Below are 21,333 nucleotides of genomic sequence, written 5' to 3'. Positions count from 1 at the left end.
GTCGAATCACCAGGTCGCATTCGGTTTCAGTCAATGGCGGGGAATATAACAAGTGACGTCTGAACCCGGAGTGAATGCGTCAACATTATTGGCAATTCATAGAGGGATAATTTGTACAAAATTTGATCAGGCAGGGCTGTGGCAGGCATTTGCAAAGGGGCGGGGAGGGAGGAAGTCGCTTTGTGGCAACAGGGTTACCGCAAAGCGACTTGAACAGTGGTTGCCTCAGGGCGCTGCGCAGTTCATACAGCGCACATAGAGTGCGCGGGGATCGCGGAACGTATTGAGTTCGCGCAGCGGGTTCAGGGCGGGTTGCAGGGCATTCAACCAGGCGCCCAGGGGCAGGTTTTGCTTCACGCTGGCGGCAACGCGAGCATCTACATTATCCGCCAGGGCACGCATGAGTTTTTCGCTGGGGGTGAGCTGACGCTCGATTTCAAGAACATCGTACGTTTCGAGCTTGGCGAGTTGGGCGGCATTGGCAATGGCGTCATTCAGGTTGCCGAGTTCATCCACCAGACCCAGTTCCAGTGCGGCGCGTCCGGTCCATACCTGCCCCTGGGCAATCTTGTGGACTTCTTCCGGCGTGCTGTTGCGTGCCTCGGCCACCAGTCGCAAGAAACGAGCGTAGGTATTTTCGACGCCCTGTTGGATGATATCGGCAGCAAATTCCGGCAGTGGGCGGTCGAGGCGCATGGCGCCGGCGAGCTCGGTAGTGCCAATGCCGTCGTTGTAAACGCCCAGGTGCTCGAGCGAGTCCTCAAACGTCGGGAAGGCACCGAAGACGCCAATGGAGCCGGTAATGGTGGAGGGGGAGGCCCAGATTCGGTCACCTCCGGCGGCAATCCAGTATCCGCCGGAAGCGGCGACACTGCCCATGGATATGACGACGGGGATACCGGCTTCGCGGGTGGCCAGCAGTTCCTGGCGGATAGCCTCAGAGGCAAATGCGGATCCACCGGGGCTGTCTATTCGCAGTACCAGGGCTTTTACTTTTTTGTCCCGCGCATCGGCAATCAGTTTGCTCAGGGTGTTGCTACCGATCTGGCCTGCCGGTGCTTCGCCGTCGACAATGGCGCCGGCTGCAGAGATCAGGCCGATTTTGTCGGTGTTTACCCGGGGATTGGAGAGGTTGGCAAGTTTCTGGTGGCGCAGGTAATCGCGGGCATCAATGAACTTGTACATGCTCTTGTTGGCGTCGCTGACGCCGATGGTTTCCTGCAGTTCTTTCACGGCGGTGCGGCGGCTGGCCAGTATATCGACGAAGCGATGTGTCAGCGCCGTCTCGGCCCAGTTGCCGCCCTCCGCACGCAGGTTCTGGGGCAGGTCGGCGATAAAGGTATCGATGCTGTTTGGCGGCAGGTTGCGCAGGCCGGTGACCTGCTCGGTGTATTCGGTCCAGAGTCCGTGCAGCCAGCGCTGGTTGTTTTCGCGGGAGGCCGGGGACATATCGTCGCGAGTGTAGGGCTCGATAAAATCCTTGTAATCCCCGACACGGAATACGTGGAAGTTGACCTTCAGCTTTTCCAGCGCGCTTTTATAGTAATTGCGATAGCTGCCAAACCCGGTGAGCATCAGGGAGCCCATGGGGTTGAGATAAATTTTATTGGCGTGGCTGGCCAGGAAGTACTGCCCCTGGGTGAAGTTGTCGCCGATCGCGTAAACCGGTTTGTCGCTGGCCTTGAAGCGCTGGATGGCTTCACCTACTTCTTCGAGCTTGCTCAGGTTGGCGCCCACCAGGGTATCCAGTTCGAGCACCATTGAAGAGATCCGGTTGTCTTTGGCCGCGGCGTCGATGGCGTCAACCAGGTCTTTCACTCGGGTTTCCGGTGGCGCGGAGGGGCCGCCGAGAAATGCGGGGATGCCGGCAGGCTGGCTGATTTCATCGACCAGATAACCGCCCGGTGCGACTTTCAGCGCGGCTCCCTGGGGCACGGTAATCCGCTCCTCACCACCAAAAATGGCGGTGCAGACAATCACCAGCAGGAATAAAAACAGTAGATTGGTAACCACCCGGCGCAGCCAGGTGATGGCGGCGCCGATACTGCCAAAAATGCGGCGCAGCGGGCTGCGCGTGTGAGTCGACTCTGTCAAACCTGGAACTCCTTGTTTTCGGTCTGGTGTGCGGAGACTGTTTCAGTTGCCCGACGATTGGATTTTGACCTGCCAGCGGCTGGTCATCATTGCGGAAATAAACAGGGTAAGGCTGAGGGCAGCCAGAACGCCATGCTGCCAGCCGCGTGTAGGCATCATTACATCGACAATCCCCGCTGTGATGTATAGCAGCAGGATAAAGCACAGCCACAGATAGCTGCGCTGGTTGCCTTTCAGCAGGCCCGGTAAGACCAGTAGTAGCGGAATCGTCTGGAGCAGCCACCACTTGATGGAGCCGCCCGGTAGAAACAGGTTCCACACAGCAAACAGTGCCAGCAGGGCGATATAGCAGAACCAGTTGAGGCGCTTCGCCAGGGCCAGTTTGCGTTTCAGGGCATTCAGAGAATCCTGATTATCAGTCATGGGCGGCCTCCAGTTTTTGGGCCAGGGTGCCGATGCGTTGGCCGAGGGCCCGGCACAGGGTGATTTCGTCTTCGCTAAGAGCGCCCTCGTTACCTGCTGCCCAGTGCGAGGCACCGTAGGGTGTGCCACCGGTTTTGGTATGCATCAGCGCCGCTTCCGAGTATGGAATACCGGCGATGACCATGCCGTGGTGCAGCAGGGGCAGCATCATCGAAATCAAAGTGCTTTCCTGGCCGCCGTGCAGGCTGCCGGTGGAAGTGAATACCGCGGCGGGTTTCCCGGTGAGGCTGCCATCGAGCCACATGTCGCTGGTCTGGTCGAGAAAATAGCGCAACGGAGCGGCCATATTGCCAAACCGCGTTGGGCTGCCGAGCAGCAGGCCGGCGCAATTGCGCAGGTCATCGGTCGAGCAATAGGGGGCACCGGCGTCGGGGACCGGGGGCAAGCTCGCATCCGTGTCTGGAGATACCGAAGGTACGGTGCGCAGCCGGGCATTGAGCCCGGATGCTTCGACACCGCGTGCCAGTTCCGCCGCCATGCGCGCGGTGGCGCCGTTGCGGCTGTAATAAAGGATGAGGATGTAGGACTCAGCGGACGCCGCCATTTAGATCAGCTCCAGAACATTTTCCGGGGGACGGCCGAGAACGGCCTGTTCGCCTTTTACGACAATCGGGCGTTCAATCAACTTGGGGTGTGCGGCCATGGCGTCGATCAGTTGATCGTCCGTCAGCGACGGATCTTTCAGGTTGAGCGACTTGTAGTCGTCTTCGCCCTTGCGCAGCAGGTCGCGTGCACTGATGCCGAGCTTTGACAGCAGTGCCTTGAGCGCGGCCGGGTTCGGGGGCGTTTCAAGATAGAGCACCACTTCCGGTTCTATCTGGTTGTCCTGCAAAAGCTGCAGAGTCTGACGGGATTTTGAGCAGCGGGGGTTGTGATAGATCGTCCACATTGCAGCGGTATCCTGTTGAGTTTTCGCGTATTCTAACAGTCTGCGGTGACTCGTCTACGCTGGGGGTTGGGGTATTTTTTCGGCTTGTTGGGCGCATTTACTCGCAAGATCAAATACGGGATCGAATAACCGGATCACACAAAGAGAAGACCCATGACAGAAATGGTGCATCGCTGGAGCCGTTTTTTTTCCTCGCTGTGGACGTTGTTTAACGAAAAGAATTGCCGCCAGAATGCGGCCGCGCTCACCTATATGACCTTGTTTGCGATAGTGCCTCTGGTCACGGTGAGTTACGCCATGTTGTCACTGTTCCCGGATTTCGCCGGCCTGCAGAGCAAGATTCAGCAGCAAATCTTTTCCCACTTCGTGCCCGAGAGCGGGCGGGAAGTGCAGGAATACATCAGTAATTTTTCATCCCAGGCCCAGCGCCTGACCGGTGTCGGTATCGGCTTTCTGCTGGTGACCGCCGGGCTGATGCTGAAAAATATCGAGGCGACCTTCAACGCGATCTGGGATATCCCCCGCGGCCGCCGTGGGGTATCCAGCTTCCTGCTTTACTGGGCCATCCTGAGCCTCGGTCCGATCCTGCTTGGTGCCGGGATGGCGGCCAGCACCTACCTGTTTTCGCAAAAGTTCCTGTTACAGAACGATAGCCTGGGCCTGTTGCCGATATTCCTGCGGGTGCTGCCGTGGCTGTTTACCGCAACCGCATTTACCCTTCTGTTTATTGCCGTGCCCAACTGCCGTGTGCCGATGCGACACGGTGTGGTTGGCGGGATTATCACTGCGTTTGTATTCGAGGCGGCCAAGTATCTGTTCGGAACTATCGTTGCGCGCACGTCGGTCCAGGCGATTTATGGCGCCTTTGCGTTTGTGCCGCTGTTTCTGATCTGGATCTATTTATTGTGGATGATCGTGCTGGCGGGGTGTGTTCTGGTGCGCACCCTTTCCGCGTATCACGCCGCCGCGCAGGGACGCAGTTATTCGGACCTGGTGGCCACCATGGTGTTGATGTGGAAATTCTACAGCCAGTATCAGAAAGGACTGCCGGTGCGTGACCAGGATATCTCGCGCGCCGGTATCCGGCCGAGCCAGTGGCGGCGTATTCGCCAGGTATTGCAGGATCGCAACATCATTACCCAGACCGATCGCAATGACTATGTCTTATTGCGGGATCTGGATGCCGTAACCATCCAGCAGATGATGGACTGGTTGCACCCGGCGCCGGTGCCGGAGCACGGTCACCGCGAGCTGGAGAGCCGCCCCTGGTTCCGGGAAATGGCGGCACGTTTTTCGGAGTCCCAAGCCTATTCCCGAGAGCATTTGTCGCAGACTCTGGGTGATCTGTTCCGGGCTTCCATGACCGAAGAGGAGCGCGGGGAAGCCGAGATAGTCGAGAAGGGTGAAGCCACTGAAACGGACCCGGAAGCTACGGCGAATGGAAAGAAATCAACCCGGAGGGGTGGCGGTCGCAATGCTGGTCCATCGAAAAGCACGGCTAAAAAAAGTAGCGCCTGAAGCACGTATGAATCCATTTAGGAATATATGGGTAGTTGGCACCTGGCTGTTGTTGGTCGTCCTGACTGTTGGCGGGTGTGATGCGGCACCCAGGCAAGCACCATGGCTGGATCTGGAGGGCAAGGCTGTTCAGACCGGTGGGCGAGTGCTGGTGGTGAATTATTGGGCGGAGTGGTGTGCTCCCTGCCGGGAAGAAATACCGGAGCTCAATGAATTCTACCGGCAGAACAGCGAGCGGGTACTGGTGCTCGGTATTAACTTTGATCCGCTGCCGGTGGATCGGGTTCGTACTCAGGCAGAAAAGTTTGGCATCGACTTTCCCGTTCTGGCTGCCGAGCCGCCCCAACGCTGGGGTCAGCCGCGGCCACAGGTTTTGCCATCTACGCTGTTTATTGACGCTGACGGCCAGTGGCGGCGAACCCTTGTTGGCCCACAGACAGTGGATAGCCTGGAAAAGGCCCTGTCTGAACTGGAAAAGGCCGGCTGCGACGATCGTGGCATTTGCTTATAGCGCTATAACCAAAGCGTCTTTAAATGAAATGCGCGCCAACTGCTAGGATGCAGCAAATTCTATTGCCTGCATTTGTAAAACTGGACGCCTTTCCCGATGCAATTGAGTGCATTCTTACTCCTCGCTATTTATCTGTTTTTACTCTGGCCGCTTTCCCGCTGGCATCGCAGTCGCAACTCGCTGGCGCCTGCGGTGTTCGCTGGCTTACTCCTCGGTATTCTGTTTGGAGGCTTTATTCACCTGGCCGAAGGCTGGGGCGTTAACACGCAGTGGGTGCTCGGCTGGATTGGGTTGATCGGTGATGGGTACGTCAACCTTCTCTACGTAATGGTGATGCCGTTGGTGCTGGTGTCCATTCTTGGTGCGGTGGTACGGGTGAGTGATACCCGTGCGTTGGGCAAGATCAGTGTGTCGGTACTGGCGGTGCTGCTTGGTACTACGGCGATATCGGCATTGATCGGCGTGGTGATTGCCCACCTGTTTGGTCTTACCGCGGAAGGGCTGGTAGAAGGTGCGCGGGAGGCAGCCCGGGTCGAGGTATTGAACGAGCGCATCGGCCGCGTGAGTGAGCTGAGTATTCCAGAAATTCTCACCGGTTTTATTCCCCGCAATATTTTCTTTGACCTGGCTGGCCACCGTGATAACTCGGTTATCGCGGTGGTGATTTTTGCGGTTCTGCTGGGTGTGGCTGCATTGGGGGTACGCAAGGAAAACCCGGAGCAGGGCGCAGCTATTGAGCAGTTTGTCAGTGTTGCCCAGGCCTGGGTGATGAAGTTGGTGCGCCTGGTGATGGCTTTTACGCCCTACGGTGTAATGGCACTGGTCACGGCGTTGATTGCGGATTCGAGCTGGGCAGATATCTTCAACCTGTTCAATTTTGTGGTTGCGTCCTTTGTGGCCATCGCCCTGATGTTCCTGGTGCACGGTCTGCTGCTACTTATCAATGGCGTGAGCCCGCTGCATTTTTTTGCCAAGGTCTGGCCGGTGCTGGTGTTCGCATTCAGTTCCCGCTCCAGTGCCGCCACCATCCCCCTCAATATCGAAACCCAGATCGATGAGCTCAAGAATGCGCCAGCGATCGCCAACTTCTCCGCATCATTTGGTGCCACCATCGGCCAGAACGGCTGTGCAGGTATCTACCCGGCGATGCTGGCGGTCATGGTGGCGGTGCCTATGGGCATCAATGTGTTTGATCCGGTGTGGCTGACATCTCTGATTGCCGTGGTGGTGATCAGCTCATTCGGTATCGCCGGTGTTGGCGGCGGGGCGACGTTCGCCGCGTTGGTCGTACTTCCCACCATGGGATTACCAGTGACCATTGCCGCGCTGTTGATCTCGGTAGAGCCGCTGATCGACATGGCCCGTACCGCGCTCAATGTGAACGGGGCTATGACCGCAGGAACCCTGACCCAGCGCTGGCTCGGCGGTCAGGACAGTCCGGGCGAAGCAAATGTAGTGTGAACCTCCTCAAGGTTCAGCAAAGATTCAGGCACAGCTCAGTAAAGTGCTCCCATCGGCCTGGTGGTCGGATGGTTGCCTTCGGCAAAGTGTGTCGAAGGCTGGCGGAAGAGTAAGGAACCGCAGGGAGAACTGAGATGGCTTATCCAAACCTACTCCAAAGTATCAAAAGGCTGGCGTTTGCTGGCCTCACCGCGGCCATGGTGGGCGTCAGTGCCATAGCCACAGCCGGTGAAAGTGGCTATTACGAGGGGCAGGATGGCTACGACTATGCCATCGTGACCGGTGTTACCCCTATCTACAACGATATCCAGGTGGTTGAGCCCCGCACCCGCTGCTGGGATCAGCCCGTTACTTACCAGCAGCCATCTCCCGCCGGTGCCATCATCGGTGGCCTTATTGGTGCGGCCGTCGGACGTAATATCGGCGGTGACAGACACCGCCACCGCCGCCACCACTGGCGCCATGACCATTCGAGCAAAGGGGCAAAAACCGTCGCCGGTGCCGCTGTCGGTGCGGTCATCGGCAGTGCCATCAGCCGCGGTAATGCGCCGGTGCAACACGGCACCCAGCAACAGTGCCAGGTAGTTGAAGAGGTGACCATGCGCCGGGAACTGGTAGGATACGACGTAAACTACCGCTACAACGGCCAGGAGTTCATTACTCGCACTGACCGCCATCCTGGCGATAGAATCCGGGTTCGCGTGGATGTGACACCGGTCTGGTAATCCCGCGTTTGGGATTACAGGGCGGTAATTAGAAATAACAGGAGCTGCATTGTGAAACTGACCGGCGCCATCATTTTTGTGGTCGCATTGCTTTTGAGTCTGACCCCTCCGCCTTCGCAGGCGGCTGCGGAACGGGCTTATGATGTCCCGCATCGGGCGAGTCTGGAGCGCAATGCCGGCCCATACCGGACCATCCGGGTACAACAGAAAGGCATTTCCCGGGATGAAGCCGCCTCGCTGGTTAAACGGCGCTACGGTGGCAAGATCCTCGCGATCAAAGAAGTACAGAAAAACGGCAAGAGCATGTACCGGGTAAAAGGTCTTTCAGATAAGAGCCAGGTATATGTGGTTTATGTAGATAAACAGAGCGGTCGCATTTCCCGCTGAGCCGTAAGTGCTTGCCAAGGCAGGCCGAAATATAGAGGAATAGACATGCGCGCACTGTTGGTAGAAGACGAGAATGTCCTGCGCGACCAGTTGGCCGTATCCCTGCGCAAGGCCGGCTATACCGTCGATGAAGCACCGGATGGGGAAGAAGCCCTGTATTTGGGTCGTGAATACCCTTACGACGTGGCGGTAATGGATCTGGGGCTGCCGAAAATTGATGGCATTCAGGTGATCGAGACCCTGCGCAAGGAATCCCGGCACTTCCCCATTCTTATCCTCACCGCCCGCGGCCACTGGCAGGAACGCGTGCGAGGGCTCGAAGCTGGCGGTGACGATTACCTGGTTAAACCTTTCCACAACGAGGAGTTGCTCGCGCGTCTGAACGCGCTGGTGCGCCGCTCCGCCGGTTTCTCTTCCCCGACCATTACCGTAGGCACCATCACCCTGGATACCAGTGCCCAGCGGGTAACTGTGGCGGAAAGTGAGCTGGAACTCACCTCGTTTGAATACAAGGTATTGGAATACCTGATGCTGCATCCTGATGAAGTCGTCTCCAAGACCACTCTCACAGAGCATATCTACGAGCAGGATTGTGACCGCGACAGTAATGTCATCGAAGTGTTCATCGGCCGGCTGCGCAAAAAGCTCGACGCCGCTGGCGGCATCAAGCCCATCGAGACCCTGCGCGGGCGCGGCTACCGCTTCCGGCCCGCGGACTGACCCTTGCTTTCCCGCCTGCTGCACTCCCTTTCCGGCCGTCTTTCACTGATGGCGACGCTGGTACTGCTGGTTTTTCTTGCAGTACTTTCCGGCGTGCTGGAGCGGGCTTACCGCACATCGCTGGACGAGGCCAAGGCCCGCGAGATGCAGTTGCATATCTATACGCTGCTGGCCTACGCCGAACCCGATGGCGACAGCCTGCAGCTGCCCCTGATCCTCCCCGAGCAGCGGTTCAACCAGCCTGATTCCGGCCTTATCGGCGCCGTCATGGATTCCCGCGGCCGGGTTATCTGGCGTTCCCAGTCTGCGCTCAGCCTGCCGAATTTTTCCGCCATGCCATTACCGCTGCCGTTGCGTCAGGGGCAGCAGGTATTTGCTGAAGTGCAGTTGCCGGATATGCCCACGCCCTACAGCAGCTTCCGCCAGGGTATTGCCTGGGGGCTGGACAACGAACGGCAGTTTACGTTTGTGGTGCTGGAAGACGCTGCACCTTTGCATGCTCAGGTGCGACAGTTCAGCGGAACATTGTGGCGCTGGCTCGCGCTCGGCTCGCTGGCACTAATTGCAGTGCAGCTCCTGGTTCTGCGCTGGGGGCTTGCCCCCCTGCGCTCTGTAGCCAGTGCCCTGAAGCGGATGCAGCAGGGCGGCAGCGATACCCTGCAGGGCAATTTTCCGCGCGAGCTGGTGCCGTTGACAGATAACCTCAACCTGCTGATCGAAAACGAGCGCCGCCAGCGGGAAAAGACCCGGCATACACTGGCGGACCTGGCCCACAGCCTGAAGACGCCCCTTGCCGTGTTAAAAGGCATGGATCCTATGGCTGACCCCAAGGGGGCGCAGGAAGTACTGGCCGAGCAGGTCAAGCGAATGGACAGCATCATCAGCTACCAGTTACAGCGCGCAGTGGCCAGCTCGCCAAAATCTATCTTGCGCGGTGTGGCGATTCAGCCGATGGCCGAAAAAATTCTCTCCGCGCTGGACAAGGTATACCGCAATAAGACCGTGGACGCGGAGCTGTTGTGCGGCGCGGATGCGCTGTTCTACGGCGATGAAGGCGATCTGATGGAGATGCTGGGTAACCTGCTGGACAACGGCTACAAATACGGTGGCGGCAAGCTGCTGGTGGAAATCGCCAACACTTCCGATCATCGCGGCCTGGAAATCGTGGTCTCCGATAACGGCCCCGGATTGACCGCCGAACAGTGGGCGCAGGTGATTCAGCGCGGTGTGCGCGCCGACCAGCAACAACAGGGGCAGGGGATTGGCCTCGCGGTGGTGGTGGATATTGTCGAGAGTTACCACGGTAAAATTGGTGTTGGCGCTTCCGAACTGGGTGGTGCCGAGATCAAGGTGACTCTCTGATGCATCCGGGGTAATCGGGAATTTCCCTGGGCCCCGTGAATGGAACTCAAACAATAAACAGAAAAACAAAGGGAATTGCTATGTCTGGCCTTAAATCTCGCCGGTACTTTTTTGCACTGTGCCTGCTGGCAACCACTGCGGCAAATGCCAGTGAAACGGTTTCGCCCTGGCCCGGTGGCGCAGAAGCGGCGGTTATTCTGACCTACGACGACGCCCTCGATTCTCATCTTGATGTAGCCGTTCCCCAACTGGCACAGTTCAATCTACCCGGTACCTTTTACCTGAGCGGAGCGCGCCCTTCGATTCGCCTGCGCCTTGAGGATTGGCGCAAGGCGGCTGCTGCAGGCCATGAGCTGGGTAACCACACGCTGTATCATCCCTGCAGTAAATCGGCTCCCGGCCGCGATTGGGTGAAGCCCTGGCACGACCTTGATCGCTATTCCCTGGAGCAGTTTATTGACGAACTGCAGACCACCAACAGTCTGCTGACGGCCATCGATGGCGAGCAGCAACGCAGTTTTGCCTATCCCTGCGGTGACATGAATGCGGGAGGAGCGGATGTGGTAGCGGCGATCAAACCGCTGGTGGTTGCCGCGCGATTTTTTTCTGCCGATGGCCTGCACCGTGTGGACGACCCGGATTATTTTCGCCTGGAAGCCTACGATGGTGCGGGTAAAAGTGCGCAAGATCTAATCGCCGTGGTGGAGGCCGCACGGGCGAACAATAACCTGGTGGGCTTTATGTTTCACGGGGTTGGCGGCGATTACCTGAGTGTGTCTGCGGAAGCGCATCAGGCACTGTTAAAGCACCTGAGTATGTACCCCGAACGCTACTGGGTAAGCACAGTGCGCGATGCGGTAGCGCATTTGGAAAGTGCGCAGTAAAAGTCGAGATGGGGGACTGCTTTCCTATAGGCATTCACTCAACTGAATTTGGAAGCTAAGGTGGCGATACCGGGTACAGCTTTGTGAGACCGTCTGCGGCCCGGACGGCCGCAGCCGAGCCCCCAGGGATGGGTGTACGGCGTGTCTCACAAAGCTGTACCCGGTAGTGGCACCGCCACGGTGTTGCTAAGTGAGCAACATTGGGGCGGGGCGTGCGTGATTATTCGGTAGCCGTAGCCGAGTTTGCCGTAGCAGCCTGATCGCGGCCGGGCACAACTGCTTCCCAAAGCCCGGATGACAGCGCCTCCGGGCTTTGCTTGCGTCCCTCGGATATCCAGCGCACGATGGTTGCCGCCACATCCGGCCAGCGGATACGAACGCCGGTCGGGTCTTTTTCCAGCCAAGCCCGAATGCTCTGGGCATCGATGTTTTTTACCACCTTCGCCAGTTGCAGCTCTTGCAGTGCCATGGCATTGGCTTCCTGTTCGAACTGGCCTTTTAGTGGACGGGTAAGGATCGGTTTACCCAGAGTCAGGGTTTCTGCGATCAATTCAAAACCACTGTTGCAGATAATCCCGCGTGCACTGGCTACGTCCTGGCGGAAACCTTCGACGGAAGGGGGCTTGAGGGTAATGTTGTCCGCATGTGGTAAATTTTCAGGCAGGCCGTACACCGTAAAGTTATACGGCAGCTGTGCCAGTTGCTGCAGCAATGGGACTGCGTGCTCAAATGGCAGATACACCAAGACGTGATCTTTTGTTGATGCTAAATCGCTGGAGTGGGCGATCGGCGGCAGGATCGGGTGTCCGAAGTGGTACCAGTGCATGCCCAGGCTCATATCGACGGGGGCAAAGCTCTTCATTATCGCCCGTGCCGTCCATCCAAAAGTGGGGCGGGGAATGTTGTAATTAAAGGCGTACTGGTGGCCGAGGCCGAGGCTGGGGCGCTTGTATTTCTTCGCGGCCCATGCGCACACGGGTTCAAAGTCACTGATGATCAGGTCGTAATCCTGTACCGGTAGCTCGCGGATGTCTTTCAGCAGGCGGCGCAGATTCAGCTTTCGCGCTGTGGCAAGCTGGTCGATCTTGCCTTCGCGGTGTACGAATGTCAGTCCTTCTCTCCACCAGTAATCGCCGAAGTCTTCCATGGCGAAGAGCTTTTCCGGCGGGCGTCCTGAAAACAGCCACTGTACTTCCAGTTCCGGGTGTTGCTGGAAGGCTTTGGCCATGGCTCGCGCGCGGGAAATGTGGCCGTTACCGGTCCCCTGAACGCCATACAGAATTTTCAATGCAATGCTCCAGTCGAGGCCCTTTGACGGGTTAAAGGTGTGCAGGTGTTGGGCTAAATCAGGTATCCGCTTACTGCCAGTCCCACACTGGTGCCGAGCAGGGCGCCCGCACATACATCCGTGGGGAAGTGCACGCCCAGCCCGACCCGTGACATACCCACCCCGGCCGCCCAAAAATAGCCCAGCAGCCAGATGGGGTTCAGGCATTCGCTCATCATGGTGACAAACAGGAAGGCACCCGAGGTGTGTCCTGAAGGTAAGCTGAAGCGGTCGTTGGCAATAATGATCGAGCGCAGGCCGGGTATGGCCTCAGGGGGGCGGTTCCTCTTGGTGGTGTTCTTGATGGTCCAGTACAGGGATCTTTCCACCGCGAAGGCGGCGCTGCACACGTAGAGGAATTGCAATGCCATGCCGGTATTGACCAGCGCGAGCAGCAGCGGGGAAAGCAGGTAGAGCCAGCCGTCCGCGGAGCGCGACAGCAACAGGTAGTTCCTGCGGGAGGCGGGCCTGGTGGCCCGTTCTGCCATTCGCAGTACCAGTGATACATCTACCGCTTTGAGGGTGATAGGTAAGCTTCGCATGTCTGTAAAAGTACGAAGGAAATATTGCGCAGACTTGAATGAAATATGTCAGGTCTGTGAAACCTGATGGGGGAAGGTATTGTAATGTGCAGGCAATGGGGGATTGGCAGGAGAGACCGAAGTCCCGCCTGCCGGAAAGCCCGTCAGTCGATGCTGAACTTGATCTGGGAGGAGCCGGGTAATTTCTCTACCAGGTCATGCCCACAGAGCTTCGAGGGTGTGAAATATCCGCCGGGGCCGTCGTAGCCGAGCAGGAAATCCATAACCGCGAGCGAGCCGTTGGCGGTCAAATCGTAGCCATTGGCGGTTGTGACCCGGCCTATGCGACGTTCTCCGCGGCGGTCATTGCGCACTTCGCCCCACACCCAGGTTTTCTGTTCGGCGCGTTGGTTTTCGCTGGGGCCACGGACTTTCCGGTCTACTTTCCCTTTGAGACAGTTCTGAACCCACTGCATCCGCAGCAGCCAGCGGAGTTTGTTCAGTTTCTTCATTTTCCCCGCCCGGCTAGGGCTCATGGGAATGTACACCTCGATATTCGGTATCTCGGTGGAGTAGTAAGCGGTAGCCACGTCGCCCCAGGGAATGGCTACGGCAAATTTCTCGCCGCGCCCGAAATTGATCTTGCGCGTTAGCTCCCCGTGGGGAATGGTTTCAATCTTGCCGTTGCGGCGTACGGCACCACCCACACCCAAGCTCTCGACCGAGGTTTTCGCGGTACCGGGGCTGAGACCAGAGTCCGAGTCAAACCCCAGGGTCAGGTGGGTGGCACTTGGCATGGCTTTGTGCAGCGCTGCGGCCAGGCAGTCGGTGGGAATAACGTCGAAACCGGTGCCAGGGCAGAGTACCACGTTGGCGGCTTTGGCCTCGCTGTCGAGCGCGTGGGCCTGGAGGTATACCGCCATTTCGCCGGTGATGTCCTGATAGTGGGTGCCACTGGCGATACAGGCGCGCATCATCGGCTCTGCGGTAGCTGAAAAGGGCCCGGCGCAGTGGATGACTACGGCAACATCCTTCAGGGTGCGTGCCAGTACGTCTTCGTCGTCGAGGCTTACGGCGATGGCGGGCAGCCCCAATTCCGTAGCCAGCGGGCGCAGTTTACTGGCGTTGCGGCCGGACAGAATGGGCTTCAGTCCCTTGGCCACAGCTTTGCGTGCGATCAGCTCGCCGGTATAGCCGTAGGCGCCATAAATCATGATCTGCTTGTTGTTCACCGTGAATCCTTGTTTTTTTTGGTTTTGTGGCGGCAACTGTGGAGTGGTGCTCAGTCGAGCGCTTTTTCCAGGGCAAAACGGGGAATCTGCTGGCCGTCTTTATCGATGGTCTCTGCGAACATTGCCAGGGGCCTGGCCCACACGCCGTACTCATCATACAGAGCGCGATAGATGGCCAGTTGTTCCCCGGTTTCACTGTGCGTGGCAATTTCCATCAAGTGGTAAAGATTGCCCTTGTAATGGCGATAGATACCTTTCTGCATACGTTTCCTTGCGGGGCCGTTGTCAGGCCATGTGGTATGGGGAGAGCTGGATCTGGGTAATGCGCTGTCCATGGAGTGTGGCGATACCGCTGTAGCGGCGCTCACCAGTGGACGTGAATTCGAACTCATACTGCCGGCGAAGGCGTACCTGGCCACTGCGGTCGCGCTTCAGGCGGGTGCGTGTCAGCATGACCGTATCGTCCAGCAGTTGAACACCGGTTTCGGCGCAGTGCGCCTTAACGATTCTCCGCACCCGGTCTTTGGCCGCCATACCGGACCAGAAGTACCAGACCGCGAGGATCAGCAGGAATATCCAGAACAGATCGCCCAGTGAGTAATACATAGCCGCTTCATTTTGCTATCTTTCGAGCGCGCAAGAATACCACTAGAGGAGGGACTATGCCCGGCACCATTTTCATCACCGGCTGCAGCCGGGGTATCGGCCTGGAAATGACTCGTCAATTCAGCGCTGCAGGCTGGGAGGTGATCGCCACCTGTCGCAATCCCGCCGCGGCCTGGGAACTGGGCGACCTTGCTACTGAATTCAAAAATATCGAAGTGCATACGCTGGATGTGACCGATTATGGGCAAATGGCGGATCTCGCCCGCCAGCTGGATGGCCGCCCGCTGGATATCCTGTGCAGTAACGCCGGTTATTACGGGCCCAAAGGCGTCAGCTTTGGCAATGTGGATGTCGATGAGTGGCGGAAAGTGCTCGAGGTCAACACCATATCTCCCTATAAACTTGTAGAGACCTTTTTGCCGAATCTGCTTGCCGGCAGCAACAAGGTGGTGGGGGTGCTGAGCAGCAAAGTGGGCAGCATCGCTGACAATAGTTCCGGTGGTGGGTATATGTACCGATCGTCAAAAACCGCTGTCAATCAGGTGGTGAAAAGCCTGTCAGTGGATTTGGCTGGGCAGGGCGTCACTGTGATGGCCCTGCACCCGGGGTGGGCCAAGACCGAAATGGGCGGGCCAAATGCGTTGCTTCCGGTGGAAGAGAGTGTAGATGGGCTGAAACGGCTATTACTGCAAGCGACACCGGATCAGAGTGGCCACTTTTACAATTACGATGGCAGTGAGATTCCCTGGTAATCCACCAGCATCGCTGGGCCGCTTTGAACAAGCTGTTCTTTCTTGTGCTTGGGCCAGCGCTTGATCTCGGCTTCCAGCTTGAGCGCGTCGGATTTACTGCGCATGCCACATTGGAATACCAGTGAAAGCGGGCCGCGCCCTCGCAGTGCTTTGGCCGCTTTCGGTCCACCGCTGTTGTGCTCGGCAAAGCGGCGCTCCACGTCCCGGGTAACTCCGGTATAGAGCGAGCCGCTATGGGTGCGGATCAAGTAAACAAACCAGCCAGCCAAAACAGTTCCAAAAATCCTGCGTTATTCAATTCACTCAAAAAAGACTGTGTTGGTCTCCAGCCCTGGGAGGGACTGTGAACCTGTTACAGTCGAGTGCTAGTCTGGCCCGGTTGAATCCAAGCCTGCGACAGCTTACCTGAAACCGTTGCTCGAGTAATTGTGCGAAGACCCCGGTACCGGTCTGACGTTGGCCGAATTCACTCTGATTATCGCGGCCGCCGCGGCTTTGCTGTATCAGACTCATCACGTGGTCGGCTCGCTGTGGGTAGTGTTCAGAGAGCCATTGCCGAAACAAGGGTGCCACTTCGTGTGGCAGGCGCAAAAGAATGTAGGCTGCCTGATCGGCGCCGGCTTCCCTGGATCGGCCCAGAATACTTTCCAGCTCTGAATCGTTGAGGGCGGGAATCACTGGTGCAGCCATCACCGAGGTGGGAATCCCTGCATCACTCAGAGCCTCAATCATTCGCAGGCGCGCTGCTGGGCCAGCGGTGCGAGGTTCCAGTACGCGCTTCAGCGCGTTGTCCAGCGTGGTGACGCTGATCGCAACGCGGGCCAGCCCGTCGCTCGCCATTTCGGCCAGTAGTGGCAGGTCGCGCAGGATTAGTTGGCCTTTAGTAATAATGGTCACAGGGTGTTGAAAGCGCTGCAGGGTTTCCAGTATTTGCCGGGTGATGCGTTTGTCTTTTTCAAGTGGCTGGTAGGGATCGGTATTGGTACCGAGAGCGATCGGCGTACAGCGATAGCTCGGCTTGCGCAGGGCCTGTTCGAGAAGTTCCGCGGCATTGGGTTTGAAAAACAGGCGGGTTTCAAAATCCAGCCCGGGGGACAGGTCCATATAGGCGTGAGCCGGGCGGGCGTAGCAGTAGATACAGCCGTGTTCACAGCCCCGGTAGGGATTGATTGATTGGCTGAAGGGCAGGTCAGGCGAGCTATTGGTAGCAATAATGCTTTTGGCTTTTTCTTCTATCGCCTCCGTCGCAACAGGCCCCTGAGGTTCAATCTCCAGCTGCCAGCCGTCGTTTTCCCGCGCAGAGGTATGCTCCGCGAAGCGCCCGGCAAGGTTACTGGTGGCGCCACGGCCTTTGTGAATTTGTGGGGGGCTGCAGGGGCTATCGTTAGCCAAGCTCGTTCCGCTTTCGTTTGCTGTATGAATATACAGTTTAGGCGTGTGGCTGGCCATCGCGCAAGGCTTTAGTGAGACTATAAATTCACCGGATCAGGCTGTTGCGCAGCTGGCCTGCCATCACAGTGTGCCCCAGCGTATGTCGCTATTCGTCACGCTCGTGCAGTGAGGACTTGAGATAGCTTCCTCGCGGCTGATAGTAGTGTGACAACGTTGAACTGTATTTCCCCGCCGCCCCAAGCTGCCGCGCGAAAGGTTTGAATAGAAGTTCGTCCAGGTTAAGGCTGATACCGACAAAAAACTCCGATTTTCGCTCTGGAAAGTAGGGCGCATCCTCTGCTTTGAACCCTTGTGCTGAATAGCCCAGATTGAGCTCGAGATACTTGAGCGGGGTGTTGTTCAGTTCAGGTATGCCGGCGGCCTTGAATGCCAGGAGATAGCGCATCCCCGTGTAGTCCGTCACAGGGTGGAATCCTTTCATGCCTTTTGAGGGGACATAGTCGAGACGATAATCCACGAGCTGTTTGAGTTCAGGGTACCGGGTTCTGAAGTATGAGAGCGCGATGCCCGAGGAATTGAAAACCACGTCTTCATAGGAAAAGCCGTGATCAGCAGAATAGCCATCGAACAGCTCCACATACAGCATCAAACTGCTGGCCCACAGCGCGCTATAGGTTGCGGCGAAATCTGCCTCGTTATTTCTGGACAGACCGTGGCCTATGGCTTCGGTAATCAGATAGGAGGAGTACATGTGCCCCAGCTTGTCGACCCCGCCACTGCCCGTATCCATGCCAAACCAACCCTCCTCGTTGAACTTGAACGAGGAGCTGCCCCAATTCCACTCTTTTGCGCCGAGATAGGTGATTCCACCTGCGATTGCGCCAATCTCATATTTGGCGTCTGCCAGGGACTTTTTGCTGTTCGCCCAATTGATGGTTTCGGCGGAGGTCAATGACGAAAACAGGAGTGGCAGCGCCAGACCGGCGGCGCGAAGTAGCGTTACAACGCTTCCCATAGGGTGAATCCTTTCCTTGGTAACCCTGCTGTGAATGCAAATACACAGTGAATACTGGACAACTGTAACGTTTGCCCATGCATCGGAAGTCTCCGCCACGTCCGTTTATGTGGTCAGGAAACACTTCCGTGGGAGCTGAGAATATAGGCTTGCCCCTGGCAATACAAACCAGGCAGGTTGAACTGCAGGATGCGTGAAATCCACTTGCTCTCCCGGGTGCAGGGTTTATTGACCGGGTAGTGAGTGCAATCCGCTGAGGGTGGGGGTTGAGGCGTAGATGGTGTTCAAGGTGGCTTTGTAAGACATACAATTGCCGGATAGCCGATAACAAACGCGACTGGTCGCGCAATACAGGGACGCTGGAATGGATCTTCAGGCGGTAGCCGCTATTCAGGGGTTTGCGGTAAAAGTACTGCAGCTTTTTGCACTGTTTTTTGCTTTTGGATTGGTACTGCTGGTGCTGTATGTGGTGTACATCTACCTGTCAGACATCCGTCAGACAAAACATGCCATACGGCGCAACTTTCCGGTACTGGGGCGGTTTCGCTATCAGTTCGAGCACCTCGGCGAGTTTTTTCGCCAGTATTTCTTTGCGCTGGATCGCGAGGAGATGCCCTTCAATCGAGCCCAGCGCAGCTGGGTTTACCGCGCCGCAAAGAACATCGATTCTACGCTAGCTTTCGGTTCCACCCGGCCTTTGAACCAGCCCGGGGATATCGTTTTTCTCAATCACCCGTTTCCCACCCTGGCCAAGGATGCCGTGCCACCGCGTGAAGTTACCGTTGGCGCCGGCGTGGCACGCATGCCTTATACCACCCGATCCATCTTCAATATTTCCGGAATGAGCTTTGGCGCTTTGTCCGTGCCAGCGGTGACGGCTTTATCCAAGGGCGCCAAAAAGGCCGGGATCTGGCTGAACACCGGGGAGGGTGGTCTTTCGTCCCATCATTTGTCTGGTGGTTGCGACATTGTGTTTCAGATTGGCACCGCGAAATACGGCGTGCGTGACAAAGAAGGCAACCTGTCCGACAAGAAGCTGGCGGAAGTGGCGGCGTATGAGCAGGTGAAGATGTTTGAGTTGAAGCTCTCTCAGGGCGCCAAGCCCGGTAAAGGAGGAATCCTGCCTGGAATCAAGGTCACACCGGAAATTGCTGCCGTGCGCGGTATCCATGTTGGAGAGGATTCCATCAGCCCCAATGGCCACCCCGAGTTCAGGGATGTAGGTGGGTTGCTGGATATGATCGGGCATATCCGCGAAGTCACCGGCAAACCGACCGGGTTCAAGTGTGTGATTGGTAGCAGCAACTGGTTGCACGAGTTGTGCGAAACCATTCAACAGCGCGGAATCGAGTCGGCGCCGGACTTTATCACGATCGACAGCGCAGATGGCGGCAGCGGTGCTGCGCCCCAGAGCCTGATGGATTACATGGGGTTGCCGCTAAACCGCAGCCTGCCTTTAGTGGTGGATCTTCTGGCGCAATACGGCCTGCGCGATCGCATCAAGATTATTTGCGCGGGCAAGCTGCTGACCCCCTCCATGGTGGCCTGGGCTCTGGCGATGGGGGCCGATTTCATCAATTGTGGCCGCGGCTTTATGTTTGCCCTTGGTTGTATCCAGGCCATGCAGTGCAATCGCAATACCTGTCCGACCGGCGTGACGACCCACAACCCGGATTTGCAGCAGGGACTGGATCCCATGGACAAGGCGGAGCGGGTTTATAACTACGCGCGCAATATGGCATATGAAGTGGGTACCATCGCGCATTCCTGCGGTGTAGCCGAGCCACGCCAGCTGCGTCGCTCCGATGTGGAAGTTATCAACGAGCGCGGTGTGCCGATGCCGCTCTCGGATACGGTGCCGGATGTAAAGCCGAAATCCGTGATTGCGTCAGACCGCGACTGAGCAACGTGGCCAGCGTAGTAATGGAATAAGGGAAAGGTATGGATGGTGTAACTACCCTGGTTGGTCAGGGCCTCTACATGGCGGTGGCCGCAGTATTCGGTTTGGCAATTGCACGGCTTCTCGGGCGCGACAATACGCTCGGTTGCCTGATTGCCGGCGTGCTCGCCGGAATGTTGCTGCCCGTGCTGGATTACGACACCGGTCTGCGCGCCGAGAACCTGCATCACCTGGTGTTCTTCGTCATTCTGCCTGTTCTGATTTTCGGCTCCGCCTGGAAAATAGACCCGCAAATGCTTTTCCAATGGCTTGGACCGATCATCCTCCTCTCTACGCTGGGTGTTGTGGTTTGCATGCTGATTACCGCAGCATTGGTGTATTTCGGAATCTATCATCCTGAGGGCTTTCCCTGGCTGGCGGCTTTACTGACCGGTGCGATTCTTGTGGCGACCGACCCGATTGCGGTGGTGACGCGGCTGCGTGAGCGAGACGCCAATGGAGAGCTATTGACGTTAGTGGAAGGTGAGAGTCTGTTTAATGATGCCGCGGCGATTGTATTGTTTACTTTTGTATTGGGTATTGCGACTCATAGTGTGATGGAGGGCGCGAGCGCTACTGGAGAGCTAATTACCGGTGCAGGTGGTTTTTCCCTGTATTTTTCCGCGGTATTTTTTGGCGGACTCGCCATTGGTGCCATTTGTGGCCTGCTGACTGCGATTGTAATTCTGTTTATCGCCTCCGCCGGTGCGGCTTTAATGGTTCTGGTGCTTGCGGCGTTCGGCAGTTTTTATCTGGCAGAGCACGTGGTAAGGGTGTCGGGTATTTTGTCGGTCATGGTGTGCGCGATTGTTGCGCGCGCGTGTTTGCGTGAACAGCACGAATCTTTTCTAGTACACGCGGAACCCACCTGGGAATGGCTTGAACTCCTGTTTAACGCGTTGATTTTCGTGATTATGGGGCTGGTGATTACGTTTGATATGTTTTACCAGCAATGGCTGGCCATGCTGATCGGCATAGCGGCCGCATTGGGCGCACGTGCGCTGGCTATTTTCATGCTGGCGCCGCTGGCCCGTTTCGTCGGGCCACCCATTCCGAAAAGCTGGCGACTGGTGCTGAGCTGGGGTGGTTTGCGGGGTGTGATTGCGGTGGCGTTGGTACTGTCATTGCCAACCGATCTGCCGTACTGGTGGACAGTACAGTCGATCGTATTCGGTGTGGTGTTGTTTTCGTTGCTGGTACAGGGAACGTCCAGCACGCGTTTGATCAGGAAGCTGGGTTTGTGATTTCCGACGCTGCGATATGCCAGGGCGGTTGACTGGAAGTGTGGCTGGTTTCGTTTTCGCCTTTGTTTTTGTAGTAGATGTAGCCCGCGAGCCAGAGCAGGAGCAGGGCGAATAGTAGTACACCGATGACTCTTAGCATGGATTTTGCTCCTTGGTCTTTCCCGTAAAGGGGTATTGACCCGCTGTGGTGGCGGCTAAGTATCGGGTGGAGCATTTCGAAACCGCTGTGGATACATCCCTGTACGCTGCGTCGGCGGCGTCCTTGTCGCCG

At 57.3% G+C, this 21,333-nt stretch carries 24 protein-coding genes; 11 read left to right on the top strand and 13 right to left on the bottom strand.

The annotated features are described in order from the left end of the window. Positions 1-225: 225 nt before the first annotated feature. The 4 genes from sppA to arsC are packed head-to-tail and all read right to left on the bottom strand — an operon-like array spanning position 226 to position 3,466. A complete protein-coding gene (gene sppA, locus LC093_RS11800; protein WP_226664993.1) occupies positions 226-2,094 on the bottom strand; it encodes a signal peptide peptidase SppA in 1,869 nt (622 codons plus the stop codon). A gap of 42 nt (positions 2,095-2,136) precedes the next feature. Continuing rightward, positions 2,137-2,517, bottom strand: coding sequence for a DUF2069 domain-containing protein (locus LC093_RS11795; RefSeq protein WP_226664992.1), 381 nt, complete (start codon positions 2,515-2,517; stop codon positions 2,137-2,139). After that, positions 2,510-3,121: an NAD(P)H:quinone oxidoreductase gene (gene wrbA / locus LC093_RS11790; protein WP_226664991.1), complete on the bottom strand. Its 612-nt coding sequence runs from the start codon at positions 3,119-3,121 to the stop codon at positions 2,510-2,512. Before wrbA ends, LC093_RS11795 begins: the two co-directional genes overlap by 8 nt. Further along, positions 3,122-3,466 carry an arsenate reductase (glutaredoxin) gene (gene arsC, locus LC093_RS11785; RefSeq protein WP_226664990.1) on the bottom strand — a complete coding sequence of 115 codons (345 nt, stop codon included), beginning with the start codon at positions 3,464-3,466 and terminating at the stop codon, positions 3,122-3,124. A gap of 153 nt (positions 3,467-3,619) precedes the next feature. On the opposite strand from arsC, the gene LC093_RS11780 reads away from it, so the two are divergent. From LC093_RS11780 to LC093_RS11745, 8 genes are all read left to right on the top strand, one after another. Continuing rightward, complete coding sequence (locus LC093_RS11780) at positions 3,620-4,984, top strand: YihY family inner membrane protein (protein WP_226664989.1); 1,365 nt, start codon at positions 3,620-3,622, stop codon at positions 4,982-4,984. A 7-nt stretch (positions 4,985-4,991) separates the two neighbouring features. Continuing rightward, positions 4,992-5,495: a TlpA family protein disulfide reductase gene (locus LC093_RS11775; RefSeq protein ID WP_226664988.1), complete on the top strand. Its 504-nt coding sequence runs from the start codon at positions 4,992-4,994 to the stop codon at positions 5,493-5,495. A gap of 96 nt (positions 5,496-5,591) precedes the next feature. Further along, a complete protein-coding gene (locus LC093_RS11770) occupies positions 5,592-6,956 on the top strand; it encodes an L-cystine transporter (RefSeq protein WP_226664987.1) in 1,365 nt (454 codons plus the stop codon). Positions 6,957-7,090: 134 nt separating this feature from the next. After that, the gene (locus LC093_RS11765; RefSeq protein ID WP_226664986.1) at positions 7,091-7,681 is read left to right on the top strand and encodes a glycine zipper 2TM domain-containing protein; all 591 of its coding nucleotides are present in this window, start codon (positions 7,091-7,093) and stop codon (positions 7,679-7,681) included. A gap of 51 nt (positions 7,682-7,732) precedes the next feature. After that, positions 7,733-8,068, top strand: a complete 336-nt coding sequence (locus LC093_RS11760) for a PepSY domain-containing protein (protein ID WP_226664985.1) — start codon at positions 7,733-7,735, stop codon at positions 8,066-8,068. A 45-nt stretch (positions 8,069-8,113) separates the two neighbouring features. Then, complete coding sequence (locus LC093_RS11755) at positions 8,114-8,788, top strand: response regulator transcription factor (RefSeq protein ID WP_226664984.1); 675 nt, start codon at positions 8,114-8,116, stop codon at positions 8,786-8,788. Positions 8,789-8,791: 3 nt separating this feature from the next. Then, the gene (locus LC093_RS11750) at positions 8,792-10,150 is read left to right on the top strand and encodes an ATP-binding protein (protein WP_226664983.1); all 1,359 of its coding nucleotides are present in this window, start codon (positions 8,792-8,794) and stop codon (positions 10,148-10,150) included. Between the two features lie 80 nt (positions 10,151-10,230). Further along, complete coding sequence (locus tag LC093_RS11745) at positions 10,231-11,034, top strand: polysaccharide deacetylase family protein (RefSeq protein ID WP_226664982.1); 804 nt, start codon at positions 10,231-10,233, stop codon at positions 11,032-11,034. A gap of 220 nt (positions 11,035-11,254) precedes the next feature. Here the strand turns inward: LC093_RS11745 and LC093_RS11740 are convergent, their stop codons facing one another. The 5 genes from LC093_RS11740 to LC093_RS11720 all read right to left on the bottom strand — a co-directional run bounded on the left by LC093_RS11740 (position 11,255) and on the right by LC093_RS11720 (position 14,720). After that, positions 11,255-12,322 carry an MJ1255/VC2487 family glycosyltransferase gene (locus LC093_RS11740; protein WP_226664981.1) on the bottom strand — a complete coding sequence of 356 codons (1,068 nt, stop codon included), beginning with the start codon at positions 12,320-12,322 and terminating at the stop codon, positions 11,255-11,257. Between the two features lie 53 nt (positions 12,323-12,375). Further along, entirely contained in the window at positions 12,376-12,849 is a 474-nt protein-coding gene (locus LC093_RS11735) for a phosphatase PAP2 family protein (RefSeq protein ID WP_226664980.1), read from the bottom strand. A gap of 197 nt (positions 12,850-13,046) precedes the next feature. Further along, the gene (locus LC093_RS11730) at positions 13,047-14,114 is read right to left on the bottom strand and encodes a saccharopine dehydrogenase family protein (protein ID WP_226664979.1); all 1,068 of its coding nucleotides are present in this window, start codon (positions 14,112-14,114) and stop codon (positions 13,047-13,049) included. A gap of 50 nt (positions 14,115-14,164) precedes the next feature. Then, complete coding sequence (locus LC093_RS11725; protein WP_226664978.1) at positions 14,165-14,377, bottom strand: DUF1653 domain-containing protein; 213 nt, start codon at positions 14,375-14,377, stop codon at positions 14,165-14,167. A gap of 22 nt (positions 14,378-14,399) precedes the next feature. Next, positions 14,400-14,720, bottom strand: coding sequence for a DUF3301 domain-containing protein (locus tag LC093_RS11720; RefSeq protein WP_226664977.1), 321 nt, complete (start codon positions 14,718-14,720; stop codon positions 14,400-14,402). A 56-nt stretch (positions 14,721-14,776) separates the two neighbouring features. Here LC093_RS11720 and LC093_RS11715 point away from each other — a divergent pair, with 56 nt between their 5' ends. Further along, on the top strand, positions 14,777-15,472 hold the full coding sequence (locus LC093_RS11715) for an SDR family oxidoreductase (protein ID WP_226664976.1): 696 nt from the start codon (positions 14,777-14,779) through the stop codon (positions 15,470-15,472). On the opposite strand, the gene LC093_RS11710 is transcribed toward LC093_RS11715, so the two are convergent. The 3 genes from LC093_RS11710 to LC093_RS11700 all read right to left on the bottom strand — a co-directional run bounded on the left by LC093_RS11710 (position 15,445) and on the right by LC093_RS11700 (position 17,879). Further along, on the bottom strand, positions 15,445-15,741 hold the full coding sequence (locus tag LC093_RS11710; RefSeq protein WP_226664975.1) for a GIY-YIG nuclease family protein: 297 nt from the start codon (positions 15,739-15,741) through the stop codon (positions 15,445-15,447). The two genes, LC093_RS11715 and LC093_RS11710, sit on opposite strands and share 28 nt — an antisense overlap. Positions 15,742-15,775: 34 nt before the next feature. Continuing rightward, entirely contained in the window at positions 15,776-16,864 is a 1,089-nt protein-coding gene (locus LC093_RS11705; protein ID WP_226664974.1) for a PA0069 family radical SAM protein, read from the bottom strand. A 145-nt stretch (positions 16,865-17,009) separates the two neighbouring features. Next, complete coding sequence (locus LC093_RS11700) at positions 17,010-17,879, bottom strand: DUF2279 domain-containing protein (protein ID WP_226664973.1); 870 nt, start codon at positions 17,877-17,879, stop codon at positions 17,010-17,012. Positions 17,880-18,243: 364 nt separating this feature from the next. On the opposite strand from LC093_RS11700, the gene LC093_RS11695 reads away from it, so the two are divergent. After that, a complete protein-coding gene (locus LC093_RS11695) occupies positions 18,244-19,782 on the top strand; it encodes an FMN-binding glutamate synthase family protein (RefSeq protein ID WP_226664972.1) in 1,539 nt (512 codons plus the stop codon). Positions 19,783-19,820: 38 nt separating this feature from the next. Continuing rightward, on the top strand, positions 19,821-21,062 hold the full coding sequence (locus LC093_RS11690; RefSeq protein ID WP_226664971.1) for a cation:proton antiporter: 1,242 nt from the start codon (positions 19,821-19,823) through the stop codon (positions 21,060-21,062). On the opposite strand, the gene LC093_RS11685 is transcribed toward LC093_RS11690, so the two are convergent. Continuing rightward, positions 21,043-21,201 carry a hypothetical protein gene (locus LC093_RS11685; protein WP_226664970.1) on the bottom strand — a complete coding sequence of 53 codons (159 nt, stop codon included), beginning with the start codon at positions 21,199-21,201 and terminating at the stop codon, positions 21,043-21,045. The genes LC093_RS11690 and LC093_RS11685 overlap by 20 nt on opposite strands. Between the last annotated feature and the right edge of the window lie 132 nt (positions 21,202-21,333).

The sequence above is a fragment of the Microbulbifer aggregans genome, from assembly GCF_020524005.1.
GTDB classification, from domain to species: domain Bacteria; phylum Pseudomonadota; class Gammaproteobacteria; order Pseudomonadales; family Cellvibrionaceae; genus Microbulbifer; species Microbulbifer aggregans_A.
Note: the sequence above shows the minus strand (reverse complement) of the source record. Positions and strands in the feature narration are given on the sequence as shown.

Coding starts and splice junctions, on each gene's coding strand:
- LC093_RS11770 (WP_226664987.1), top strand. CDS start 5,592: ATGCAATTGAGTGCATTCTTACTCCTCGCTATTTATCTGTTTTTACTC.
- LC093_RS11745 (WP_226664982.1), top strand. CDS start 10,231: ATGTCTGGCCTTAAATCTCGCCGGTACTTTTTTGCACTGTGCCTGCTG.
- wrbA (WP_226664991.1), bottom strand. CDS start 3,121: ATGGCGGCGTCCGCTGAGTCCTACATCCTCATCCTTTATTACAGCCGC.
- LC093_RS11700 (WP_226664973.1), bottom strand. CDS start 17,879: ATGGGAAGCGTTGTAACGCTACTTCGCGCCGCCGGTCTGGCGCTGCCA.
- LC093_RS11695 (WP_226664972.1), top strand. CDS start 18,244: ATGGATCTTCAGGCGGTAGCCGCTATTCAGGGGTTTGCGGTAAAAGTA.
- LC093_RS11780 (WP_226664989.1), top strand. CDS start 3,620: ATGACAGAAATGGTGCATCGCTGGAGCCGTTTTTTTTCCTCGCTGTGG.
- LC093_RS11720 (WP_226664977.1), bottom strand. CDS start 14,720: ATGTATTACTCACTGGGCGATCTGTTCTGGATATTCCTGCTGATCCTC.
- LC093_RS11765 (WP_226664986.1), top strand. CDS start 7,091: ATGGCTTATCCAAACCTACTCCAAAGTATCAAAAGGCTGGCGTTTGCT.
- LC093_RS11755 (WP_226664984.1), top strand. CDS start 8,114: ATGCGCGCACTGTTGGTAGAAGACGAGAATGTCCTGCGCGACCAGTTG.
- LC093_RS11795 (WP_226664992.1), bottom strand. CDS start 2,517: ATGACTGATAATCAGGATTCTCTGAATGCCCTGAAACGCAAACTGGCC.
- LC093_RS11725 (WP_226664978.1), bottom strand. CDS start 14,377: ATGCAGAAAGGTATCTATCGCCATTACAAGGGCAATCTTTACCACTTG.
- LC093_RS11690 (WP_226664971.1), top strand. CDS start 19,821: ATGGATGGTGTAACTACCCTGGTTGGTCAGGGCCTCTACATGGCGGTG.
- LC093_RS11735 (WP_226664980.1), bottom strand. CDS start 12,849: ATGGCAGAACGGGCCACCAGGCCCGCCTCCCGCAGGAACTACCTGTTG.
- LC093_RS11715 (WP_226664976.1), top strand. CDS start 14,777: ATGCCCGGCACCATTTTCATCACCGGCTGCAGCCGGGGTATCGGCCTG.
- LC093_RS11775 (WP_226664988.1), top strand. CDS start 4,992: ATGAATCCATTTAGGAATATATGGGTAGTTGGCACCTGGCTGTTGTTG.
- LC093_RS11685 (WP_226664970.1), bottom strand. CDS start 21,201: ATGCTAAGAGTCATCGGTGTACTACTATTCGCCCTGCTCCTGCTCTGG.
- arsC (WP_226664990.1), bottom strand. CDS start 3,466: ATGTGGACGATCTATCACAACCCCCGCTGCTCAAAATCCCGTCAGACT.